Source organism: Azovibrio restrictus DSM 23866, from assembly GCF_000429665.1.
GTDB lineage: Bacteria > Pseudomonadota > Gammaproteobacteria > Burkholderiales > Rhodocyclaceae > Azovibrio > Azovibrio restrictus.
The window spans coordinates 66,325-76,666 of record NZ_AUCH01000020.1 but is presented as its reverse complement, the minus strand read 5'-3'; the positions used below and the strand labels follow the sequence as shown (position 1 = coordinate 76,666).

Here is a 10,342-nt window from a genome sequence, read left to right as displayed (position 1 = left end):
CAGGTGGGTCTGGCGGTGAGCCAGATGGACGAGATGACGCAGCAGAACGCGGCGCTGGTGGAAGAGGCGGCGGCGGCGGCGGAAAGCCTGGAGGAACAGGCCCGCAGCCTGGCCCAGGCCGTCTCCGTGTTCCGCCTGAGCGAAGGCCGTGCTTTCCTGGCGCCTCCGGTGGTGGCCGAAGAGGGGCATACTCCCGAGGCCGTGGGGGGCGAGGCGCCCCGCCTGGGCGGACGCAAGCCGGCGGCCCTGCCCGCCAGCCTCGATGACGAATGGGAGGAGTTTTAGCCATGAGCCTGGACCCCAAGAAACCCCTGACCCTGGCGGACCGTCTGGCGGTCATCCGCCAGACCGGCAGTGCGGTCACCCATGCGGCGGGAGACCCGTCCCAGCGGGAATTCGAATTCAAGGCCGCCGATTTCGAACGGGTCAGGAAGCTGATCTATGCCCACGCCGGCATCTCCCTCTCCCCGGCCAAGCAGGACATGGTCTATTCCCGCCTGGCCCGGCGCTTGCGCGCCACGGGCATGAAGTCCTTCGGCCAGTACCTGGATCACCTGGAGCACAGCCGTGATGCCGGCGAGTGGGAGCGTTTCGTCAATTCCCTCACCACCAACCTGACCTCCTTCTTCCGGGAGCCCCACCATTTCCCCCTGCTGGCCGAGCACCTGCGCAAGGTGGCGGCCCTGCGCCGGCAGATCAACATCTGGTGCTGCGCCGCCTCCACGGGGGAGGAACCCTACTCCATCGCCATGACCGTGGCCGACACCTTTCCCAACGGCGGCCCCCAGGTGAGCATCCTCTGCTCCGACCTGGACACCAATGTGCTGGCCACGGCGGAGAAGGGGGTCTATCCCCGGGACCGGACCGACAAGATTCCGCCGGAGCAGTTGAAGCGTTACTTCCTCAAGGGCACCGGGCCCCAGGAAGGCATGGCCTGCGTCCGCCCCGAGCTGCGGCGCATGCTCACCTTCCGGCAGATCAACCTGCTGGAGCCGGGCTGGCCGGTGAAGGGGCCTCTGGACGTGATCTTCTGCCGCAACGTGATGATCTATTTCGACAAGCCCACCCAGTACAAGATCCTGTCCCGCTTTGCCCCCCTGATGCAGGACGACGGCCTGATGTTCGCCGGCCATTCGGAAAGCTTCCTGCATGCGGCGGACCTGTTCCGCTCCCTGGGCAAGACCGTGTACGAACTGACCCGCAAGGCCCGTTGAGAAAGGCCCGGGCGTGGAACACTCCTACGAGGAACATCTGGCCAGCAACTTCTACCAGGATCGCAGCTTCCGCTGCGATGCGGCGAAGATCCTGCCCGGGGAGTATTTCGTCACGCCCAGGGACATGGTGCTGGTCACCGTGCTGGGCTCCTGTGTGGCGGCCTGCATCCGCGACACGGTCAGCGGCGTGGGGGGGATGAACCACTTCATGCTGCCCGAGGGGAGCAACCGGGAGGTGGTGGCCACTTCCGCCCGCTATGGCGCCTACGCCATGGAAGTGCTGATCAACCACCTGCTCAAGCTGGGGGCCCGGCGCAACCGCCTGGAGGCCAAGGTGTTCGGCGGCGGCGCGGTGCTGGAAAGCCTCTCCAGCAGCAACGTGGGGGCCCGCAACGCGGAGTTCGTGCTCAACTTCCTCAAGATCGAGAAAATTCCTGTGGTGGCCAAGGACCTGCTCGATTCCTATCCCCGCAAGGTGTATTACTTTCCCCAGAGCGGCCGGGTGCTGGTCAAGAAACTGCACCGGGTCCACAACGACACCCTCTTCAGCCGCGAGCAGGAGTACAAGAAACGCCTGGCCAGCGCCAAGGTGGAAGGGGATGTGGAGCTGTTCATCTAGCCCGTCCCATGAGCCCAAGGAGTTTCCATGAAGACCCGCGTACTGGTGATTGATGATTCGGCGCTGATGCGCAAGCTTCTGAGCGAAGTCATCAACGGGGCCGCCGACCTGGAAGTGGTGGGGGCTGCCCCGGATGCGGCCTCGGCCCGGGAAATGATCAAGGCCCTCAATCCCGACGTGCTCACCCTGGATGTGCAGATGCCCGGCATGGATGGGCTGGAATTTCTGGAAAAACTCATGCGTTTACGCCCCATGCCGGTGGTGATGGTGTCCGCCTTTACCCAGGCCGGTTCCGAAACCACCCTGAAGGCCCTGGAGCTGGGGGCCGTGGATTTCATCGCCAAGCCCCGGGCCGAGTCGGTCCAGCGCCTGGAAGAGTACGGCCAGGAGCTGGCCGACAAGATCCGCGCCGCCCGGGCCGCCCGGCTCCGCTTCCGCCGCGCCAGCGCCGGGAGTGCCCCGCTCACCACTGCGGCTCCGGCCCGGCCCTCGCTCCCGGATGGGGCGGCGGCGCTGCCCCGGGCCCTGCCGGGAGCGGCCGGGCGGGTGATCTTCCTGGGGGCGTCCACCGGAGGAACCGAGGCCATCAAGGAATTCCTCATGGGGATGCCGGCCGACTGTCCGCCCATCCTGATCGTGCAGCACATGCCGGAAAACTTCACCGCCTCCTTCGCGGCCCGCCTCAACAGCCTGTGCCGCCCCACGGTGCTGGAGGCCAAGGGCGGGGAGAAGGTGGCCCCGGGAACGGTGTACATCGCCCCCGGACACTCCCACATGCTGGTCAGGAAGGGACCCGCCGGCCTGGTGACGGAACTCTCCCCGGCAGCGCCGGTCAATCGGCATCGGCCTTCGGTGGATGTGCTGTTCGACGCAGCGGCGGCCCAGATGGGCGGGCAGGCGGTGGGGGTGCTGCTCACCGGCATGGGCAAGGACGGTGCCCAGGGTTTGTTGCGCATGCGCCAGGCTGGAGCCCGGACCTTCGCCCAGGATGAGGCCAGCTGCGTGGTGTATGGCATGCCCCGGGAAGCCTTCCTGATCGGCGCTGTCGATGAGGTGGTGAGCCTGGAACAGATGGCGGGCCGGGTGCTGGCCCTGTTCGGGAAAACCGTGGCCTAAAGCGCGAATTCCTACTAAAGTACTAGGAAGTGTGTTGAAAATACTTGATGGAGGGGCGCTGATGCTGGTGCATGGCAAAGTTGAGGGGGACAAGGGAATCATCAGCCTGAGCGGGCGCTTTGATTTCAACCGTCACCGGGAATTCCGGGGGGCCTGTGACCCCTTGTTGGAAAACAAGGATGTAGACGTGCTGCAGGTGGATCTGGGGCAGGTGGACTATATGGACAGCTCCGCCCTGGGTATGCTGTTGATGTTGCGGGACAAGGCCCTGGCCGCCAGGAAAACCGTGGAATTGATCAATGTTCGGGGAGCCGTCAGGCAGGTCCTGGAAATCGCCAATTTCGGCAAGCTGTTCCCCATCCTTTAAGTAGAACCAACAGACAGCTCCCGACAGAGGAGCTCAGGAGAGAGACATGGGTAATGTAGCTGGCAAGATCAGGCTGGTTCTGGCCGTCCTTGTCCTGGCGGTGGGCCTGGTGTTCTGGGGCTGCAGCGCGGCAGGACTGAGCGGCCTGGCGGCTCTGGGCGCGGCGGTGGGGGCGGGGCTGGTGTTCGCCTTCCTGCTGGGGCTGGTGCTGGAAGCGGCGGTGGTGCGGCCCCTGGTCGATTTGCGCCGGGCCATCGAGCAGATGTACATGGACGGGGACCTGACCCGGCGGGTGGTGGTGCATGGCAAGGATGAAGTGGGCGCCACGGCGGACTCCTTCAACAAGCTGATCGCCAGTTTCCAGACCATCATCGGCAAGGTGTTCTTCAATTCCGTCGAAATCGAGAAGGCGGCGCGGCAGCTGATTGCCGAATCCCACCGGGTGGCCCAGGGGTCCTCCCAGCAGCTGGCTTCGGCCCAGGCCACTGCCGATGCCATGGAGCAGCTGACCGGCAACATGCATGAGGTGAGCCAGCGAGCCCATGAGACCGCCCATATCTCCCAGGAAGCCAGCGAACTCTCCATGGACGGGGTGCGTATCGCCACCCAGGCTTCCCAGGAGATGGAGCGCATCGCCAATTCCGTCACTGACTCGGCCGAGGTGATCCAGGCCCTGGGGGAGCGCTCCCGGGCCATCTCCGGCATAGTCCAGACCATCCGGGAAATCGCCGACCAGACCAATCTGCTGGCCCTGAATGCCGCCATCGAGGCGGCCCGGGCCGGGGAACAGGGGCGCGGCTTTGCCGTGGTGGCCGACGAGGTGAGGAAGCTGGCCGAGCGGACCTCTTCCGCCACCGGCGAGATCAGCCAGATGATCGGGGCCATCCAGTCCGAGACCGCCTCGGCCATCTCCTCCATCCAGGCCGGCACGGACCAGGCCCATAACGGCGCCCTGCTGGCCCGCCAGGCCTCCGAATCCCTGGAGTCCATCAACCGGGGGGCCCGGGGCACCATGGAGAAGGTGGATGCCATTGCCGGGGCCATCGAGGAGCAAAGCAGCACCGGCGCCGACATTGCCGGGCATGTGCGCTCCATCATGGAGCAGGCTCAGGACAACTCCGGCGCGGCGGAACAGACCCTGCGGGAGGCCGAGCAGCTCGACTATCTGGCCATCAACCTGAAGGAAATCGGCAACGTCTTCAAGCTCGGCAATGCGGGGGAGGCGGCCCTCAACCTGCATTCGAAGATGCCAGGCCTGGTGCAGCAGCTGGCTTCCCAGGTGGGGGGGCTGTTCGAGGGGGCCGTGGCCCAGCGCCGGATCAGCCTGGAAGACCTATTCGACAGCAAGTACCAGCCCATCGCCGGGACCAAGCCGCAGAAGTTCAATACCCGTTTCGATGCCCTGTGCGACCAGCTGCTGCCGATGCTGCAGGAAGCCCTGGTGAGCCAGAATCCGGAAATGGTCTACGCCATCGCCTGTGACCGGCGCGGCTATGTGCCGACCCACAACAAGCGCTTTTCCCAGCCCCTGACCGGCAACGAGCAGGTGGACTTCGTCAACAACCGGACCAAGCGGATTTTCGACGATCCCGTCGGGCGCCGCTGCGGCGATCATGAAAAGGCCTTCCTGCTCCAGACCTACCGGCGTGACACGGGGGAGATCATGCATGACATCTCCGCCCCGGTTTATGTGAACGGCCGCCACTGGGGCGGCGTCCGCATTGGCTACAAGACCGAGATGTGACGGCTGGCGTGGTTTCAGCGCATGGAAATTCTGTGTATCCTACGTTCCATAAGTAATAGTGGGTTGTACCTGCAACCTGGAAAGTCATTGGGGGATTAACGATGTCTGAGCTACTCAAGAGTATCGATGCGAGAACCAAGCTCGCGGGTACGAACAAGCTCGAAATTCTGCTGTTTTCCCTGGGGGAGGACCGCCGTACCGGGCGCCGCGAAACCTACGGCATCAATGTGTTCAAGGTCCGTGAAGTGATGCGCACCCCTCCGATCACGGCAGCCCCCGACATGCCGCCGGCAGTGGAGGGCATGGTGAGCCTGCGGGGCATGCTGGTCCCGGTGGTGGATCTGGCCCGGTATGCCGGGGTGGATTCCGACGTGCCCCGGGAAATCATGATCGTCACCGAATACAACGGCCATACCCAGGGCTTCCTGGTGGAGGCGGTGGATACCATCCTGCGCCTGGACTGGAGCATGATGCGGGTGCCCCCCGACATGCTCATGGCCCAGATGGGCGGGCTGGTGACGGCGGTGACGGAGCTGGAGGACGGGCGCCTGATCATGATGATGGATGTGGAAAAGGTGCTGGCCGACACGGCCAATACCGACGAGGACGACATCCGCTTCAAGAGCATCGTGCCCCTGGATAATCCCGAGGTGACGGTGTTCTTCTGCGACGACTCCATCGTCGCCCGCAAGCAGATCGAGCGCACCCTGGAGGCCATGGGCGTCAAGTACGTGGCCGCCAACAACGGCCGGCAGATGTGGGAAGAGCTGGAGAAGATGGCCGGTTACGCCAAGGCCATGGGCAAGAGTCCTGCCGATCTGGTCAGCCTGGTGCTCACCGACATCGAAATGCCCGAGATGGATGGCTACATCCTCACCAAGAAACTCAAGAACGACGCACGCTTTGCTTCCGTGCCCGTGATCATGCATTCCTCCCTGTCCGGCATGTCCAACCAGAAGCTGGGCCTGTCCGTGGGGGTGGATGAATATGTACCCAAGTTCGAGCCTCAGCGGCTTTCCGAGACCCTGACCCGTCGTCTCACCGAGCGGCTGCCTGCCACCACGAACTGAGAGGGAGATGCTCATGAACATGATGGAAAACAAGAACCTGCTCGATGGTGTGGATGCCCGGACCCGTCTGGCAGGTTCCAACCAGATGGAAATCCTGCTGTTCTCCCTGGGTACCCGGGAAACCTTCGGGATCAACGTGTTCAAGGTGCGGGAAGTGGGGCGTACCCCTCACATCACCAAGACCCCCAACATGCCCCGGGGGGTGGAAGGCCTGATCTCCCTGCGCGGCAACGTGATTCCCGTGCTGTCCCTGGCTTCCTATCTGGATCTGGAAGATCCTCCGGCCGGCCTGGGCAAGACCATGATGGTGGCCGAGTATTCCAAGCGCACCCTGGGTTTCCTGGTGCACGAGGTGGATCGCATCATCCGTGTGGACTGGGAGAAGGTGAAGGCGCCGGAAAGCGTCCTGGCCGCCAACCAGGGGCTGATCACCGCAGTGATCGAGCTCAATGGCGGGCACCTGGTATCCATCCTGGACGTGGAGCAGATCCTGGCCAATGCCTTCGGTGAAGCCGTGATCGTGGACATTCCCCCGGCCCGGGTCGAGGAGGAGACCAGCGTCTTCTTCGTGGATGACTCCATCGTAGCCCGCAAGAAGATCACCGAGGTGCTGGACAAGCTGGGCGTCAAGCACAAGCACGCCACCAACGGTGCCGAGGCCTGGACCCGGCTGCAGGCCATCGCCGCCCATGCCCAGCAGATGGGGACTCCCCTGCGGGACGAGATCAACCTGATCCTCGTGGATGCGGAAATGCCGGAAATGGACGGCTACGTGCTGACCAAGAACATCAAGTCCGATGCCCGCTTTGAAGGCGTGCCGGTGGTCATGCATTCCTCCCTGTCTTCCGAGGCCAACCGGGCCATGGGCAAGTCGGTGGGGGTGGATGCCTATGTGGCCAAGTTCGATGCGGAAGTGCTGGCCGACACGCTACGGCCCTTGGTAGAACGATAAAAAACTCTGGAGTGCAGCATGCCTGTTGATCCCAAAATGCGAATCCTGGTGGTGGACGACTTTTCCACCATGCGCCGCATCGTGCGCAATCTTTTGAAGGAGCTCGGTTTTACCAACGTGGACGAAGCCGAGGACGGGGCCATTGCCCTGCAGAAACTCAATGCCGGGGGCTTCGAGTTCGTGGTCACCGACTGGAACATGCCCAACATGGATGGCCTGACCCTGCTGCAGACCATCCGTTCCACCCCCACCCTGAAGCATCTGCCGGTCCTGATGATCACGGCGGAAGCCAAGAAGGAAAACATCATTGCCGCAGCCCAGGCCGGTGCCAGCGGCTACATCGTCAAGCCTTTCACCTCGGCGACCCTGTCGGAAAAGCTGAACAAGATTTTCGAAAAAATGGGTCAGGCCTGAGGAGCTGAACATGACACCCGACAACGACTCCCCCGACCTGGAAGCCCTGTTCGACAGCGTGGCGGCCTCCGTCCAGTCCCCGGTCGCGCCTCCGCCCCCGCCTGCACCGAAACCGGCGGCCCCCTCCGGTGTCACCAACCTGGGGGACAGCGACGATCTGCAGGCCCTGTTCGACAGCGTCGCAGCCGAATGCAGGAGTGCCGAACCGGCAGCGGAGCCCGCAGCGGCTGCTCCTGCCGGGGGGGAATGGCCGGCCCAGGAAAGCGTCTTCAACCGTATCGGGCAGATGGCGCGCCAACTGCACGACACCCTGCATGAGCTGGGTTACGACAAGCTGCTGGAGAACACCGTCAGTGCCCTGCCGGATGCCAAGGACCGGCTGGCCTACGTGGCCAACCTGACCGAACAGGCCGCCTGCCGGGTGCTCAACGCCACGGACATCGCCAAGCCGGTGGTGGACGATCTGGAAAACCGGGCCAAGGAATTGGGCGGGCGCTGGGACCGGGTGTTCGCCAATCAGATGAGTACGGCGGAGTTCAAGAAACTGGCCGAGGAAACCCGGAGCTACCTGAATGTCGGCGTGTCCGGCGCCACGGACCAGGTCAATGCCCAGTTGATGGAAATCATGATGGCCCAGGATTTCCAGGACCTGACCGGTCAGGTCATCAAGAAGATCGTCAGCCTGGCCCAGGATCTGGAAAACGGACTGATGACGGTGCTAATCGAAGTGGTACCCCAGAAGAAACGCTCCCAGGAGGTGGATAACCTCATGAACGGACCGGTCATCAGTGCCGATGGCCGTTCCGATGTGGTGGTGAATCAGCAGCAGGTGGATGACCTGCTCGACAGTCTGGGTTTCTGAGGAGGATCGGGTATGAGCGACTTTGCCGGCATGGAAGATCTGCTGCAGGATTTCCTGCAGGAAGCCCACGATCTGTTGTCCGACGTGGACAACAAGCTTGTGGATCTGGAAAAAATGCCCGATGACCGGGGGCTGCTGAATGACATCTTCCGCGGCTTCCACACGGTCAAGGGGGGGGCGGGGTTCCTGAACGCCACCGAACTCGTGACCCTGTGCCACCTGACGGAAAACCTGTTCGACAAGTTGCGCAACGGGGAACTGCACCTGAGCCCCGAACTGATGGACCTGATCATGGCCGCCACCAAGAGCGTGCGCGACATGTTCGGCGAGCTTTCCTCGGGGGTGCAACCCCTGCCGGCTCCTGCCGACCTGCTGCAGGCCCTGGAAGCCATCCTCAAGGGCGAGGCCGTTGCTGCTGCGGCGCCGGCGGTTGCGGTCGAGGCGGCGGCGCAGGTTCCGGCGGGTGATGGGGAGCCGGATTGGGATGCCCTGCATGCCAGCGTTTCCGGCCAGCCGCCGGTGGCAACCGGGGAGGTCATCACCCGGGCCGAGGTGGCGGCGGCAGCCAGCACTGCCGTGGCGGAAAAGCCTGCCGGGGCCTCCTATGGCCGGCGCAGCGCCGACCGTCCCACCGCCAGCAATGGCGGCGGCCGCCGGGTCGAGGAACGGGCCCGGGAAAACACCATCCGGGTCGATACCTCCCGTCTTGACCAGGTGCTGAACCTGTCCGGTGAAATCGGCCTGACCAAGAACCGGCTCACCAGCCTGCGCGCCGATATCCTGGCCGGCAAGAATGATTCGGAAACCCTGCATGCCCTGGACCAGGCCGTAAGCCAGCTGGACCTGCTGGTCTCGGACCTGCAGAACTCGGTCATGAAGACCCGCATGCAGCCCATCGGCCGGCTGTTCCAGAAATACCCGCGCATTGCCCGGGACCTGGCCCGGCAGCTGGGTAAGGATGTGGAGCTGGTGCTTGCCGGTGAAGAGACCGAGGTGGACAAGACCATGATCGAGGATCTGGCCGATCCCCTGATCCACCTGATCCGCAACGCCGTGGACCACGGGGTGGAAGGTCCTGCCGAGCGGGCCGCATCCGGCAAGTCCGCCAAGAGTCTGGTGCGCCTGGAAGCCCGTCAGGAAGGCGATCACATCGTCCTGATCGTGGCCGATGACGGGCGTGGCATGAGTGCCGAACGCATCCGGGCCAAGGCCGTGGAAAAGGGGCTGATCACCGAGGAGGAGGCCAATACTCTCGACGATCGTCAGAGTTTCAACCTGATCCTGCTGCCGGGCTTCTCCACCAAGACCGAAATTTCCGATGTCTCCGGTCGTGGTGTGGGCATGGACGTGGTGAAAACCAACATCCAGAAGCTCAACGGCTCCATCGAAATCCGTTCCGAGCCGGGCAAGGGCTCCGTGTTCCTGATCTCCCTGCCCCTGACCCTGGCGATCCTGCCGGTGTTGCTGGTGCTCCTGGGCGACCAGCCCTTCGCCCTGCCCCTGTCTCTGGTGCGGGAAATCCTGCCAATCGAGCGGGACAAGGTCCAGGAGGTGGGAGGCAAGTCCACCCTGGTGGTACGCGGCGAGATCCTGCCCGTGGTCTCCCTGGCCCGCTTGCTGGGCTGGCCCCAGGAGCGTTATCCCGAGTATGGGGTGCTGATGCAGACGGCAGAGCGCAGCTTCATCCTCGGGGTGGACAGCTTCGCCGGCCGCGACGACGCGGTGATCAAGTCCCTGGAAGACTTCCGTCCGCGGGGTGTGGCAGGGGTCACCACCCTTTCCAATGGCCAGATCGTGCTGATCCTGGACATGAAGGAGTTGCTGGCCGATGGGGGGCAGCACATGGAAGGAGCGGGGCGCATACCGGCGCTGGATTTCGTATAGTCAATAAATTCAATTGCTTACAGAAAAGGGGCCATGGGCCCCTTTTTTGTTGGCGCCAGCCTGGCTAAGTGGTTGACTTAATACGCTTTCTAAAAAAAGT

The 10,342-nt window shown here is 63.6% G+C and carries 10 protein-coding genes and 1 pseudogene; all 11 read left to right on the top strand.

All coding sequences use genetic code 11. The features are described from left to right. A pseudogene (locus tag G474_RS23960) lies at window positions 1–285 on the top strand (methyl-accepting chemotaxis protein); the annotation flags it as partial. Between the two features lie 2 nt (window positions 286–287). Further along, window positions 288–1,214, top strand: coding sequence for a CheR family methyltransferase (locus G474_RS21250; RefSeq protein ID WP_084513811.1), 927 nt, complete (start codon window positions 288–290; stop codon window positions 1,212–1,214). Window positions 1,215–1,227: 13 nt separating this feature from the next. After that, window positions 1,228–1,833 carry a chemoreceptor glutamine deamidase CheD gene (gene cheD / locus G474_RS0116090; RefSeq protein WP_026687863.1) on the top strand — a complete coding sequence of 202 codons (606 nt, stop codon included), beginning with the start codon at window positions 1,228–1,230 and terminating at the stop codon, window positions 1,831–1,833. 27 nt (window positions 1,834–1,860) lie between these two features. After that, window positions 1,861–2,949, top strand: coding sequence for a protein-glutamate methylesterase/protein-glutamine glutaminase (locus G474_RS0116085; protein ID WP_026687862.1), 1,089 nt, complete (start codon window positions 1,861–1,863; stop codon window positions 2,947–2,949). Between the two features lie 34 nt (window positions 2,950–2,983). Continuing rightward, window positions 2,984–3,316 carry an STAS domain-containing protein gene (locus G474_RS0116080; protein ID WP_245589384.1) on the top strand — a complete coding sequence of 111 codons (333 nt, stop codon included), beginning with the start codon at window positions 2,984–2,986 and terminating at the stop codon, window positions 3,314–3,316. Window positions 3,317–3,362: 46 nt separating this feature from the next. After that, entirely contained in the window at window positions 3,363–5,060 is a 1,698-nt protein-coding gene (locus G474_RS0116075) for a methyl-accepting chemotaxis protein (RefSeq protein ID WP_026687860.1), read from the top strand. 101 nt (window positions 5,061–5,161) lie between these two features. Further along, the gene (locus G474_RS0116070) at window positions 5,162–6,130 is read left to right on the top strand and encodes a chemotaxis protein (protein ID WP_026687859.1); all 969 of its coding nucleotides are present in this window, start codon (window positions 5,162–5,164) and stop codon (window positions 6,128–6,130) included. A 13-nt stretch (window positions 6,131–6,143) separates the two neighbouring features. Next, complete coding sequence (locus G474_RS0116065) at window positions 6,144–7,082, top strand: chemotaxis protein (protein ID WP_026687858.1); 939 nt, start codon at window positions 6,144–6,146, stop codon at window positions 7,080–7,082. 18 nt (window positions 7,083–7,100) lie between these two features. Beyond that, entirely contained in the window at window positions 7,101–7,496 is a 396-nt protein-coding gene (cheY, locus tag G474_RS0116060; protein WP_026687857.1) for a chemotaxis response regulator CheY, read from the top strand. A gap of 10 nt (window positions 7,497–7,506) precedes the next feature. Beyond that, the gene (gene cheZ / locus G474_RS0116055) at window positions 7,507–8,358 is read left to right on the top strand and encodes a protein phosphatase CheZ (protein ID WP_043464858.1); all 852 of its coding nucleotides are present in this window, start codon (window positions 7,507–7,509) and stop codon (window positions 8,356–8,358) included. 12 nt (window positions 8,359–8,370) lie between these two features. Further along, complete coding sequence (locus G474_RS0116050; protein ID WP_026687855.1) at window positions 8,371–10,242, top strand: chemotaxis protein CheA; 1,872 nt, start codon at window positions 8,371–8,373, stop codon at window positions 10,240–10,242. Window positions 10,243–10,342: the final 100 nt, after the last annotated feature.

Excerpts from the sequence above, each read along its gene's own strand:
- cheY (WP_026687857.1), top strand. The coding sequence starts at position 7,101 with ATGCCTGTTGATCCCAAAATGCGAATCCTGGTGGTGGACGACTTTTCC.
- G474_RS0116085 (WP_026687862.1), top strand. The coding sequence starts at position 1,861 with ATGAAGACCCGCGTACTGGTGATTGATGATTCGGCGCTGATGCGCAAG.
- G474_RS21250 (WP_084513811.1), top strand. The coding sequence starts at position 288 with ATGAGCCTGGACCCCAAGAAACCCCTGACCCTGGCGGACCGTCTGGCG.
- G474_RS0116065 (WP_026687858.1), top strand. The coding sequence starts at position 6,144 with ATGAACATGATGGAAAACAAGAACCTGCTCGATGGTGTGGATGCCCGG.
- cheZ (WP_043464858.1), top strand. The coding sequence starts at position 7,507 with ATGACACCCGACAACGACTCCCCCGACCTGGAAGCCCTGTTCGACAGC.
- G474_RS0116050 (WP_026687855.1), top strand. The coding sequence starts at position 8,371 with ATGAGCGACTTTGCCGGCATGGAAGATCTGCTGCAGGATTTCCTGCAG.
- G474_RS0116070 (WP_026687859.1), top strand. The coding sequence starts at position 5,162 with ATGTCTGAGCTACTCAAGAGTATCGATGCGAGAACCAAGCTCGCGGGT.
- G474_RS0116075 (WP_026687860.1), top strand. The coding sequence starts at position 3,363 with ATGGGTAATGTAGCTGGCAAGATCAGGCTGGTTCTGGCCGTCCTTGTC.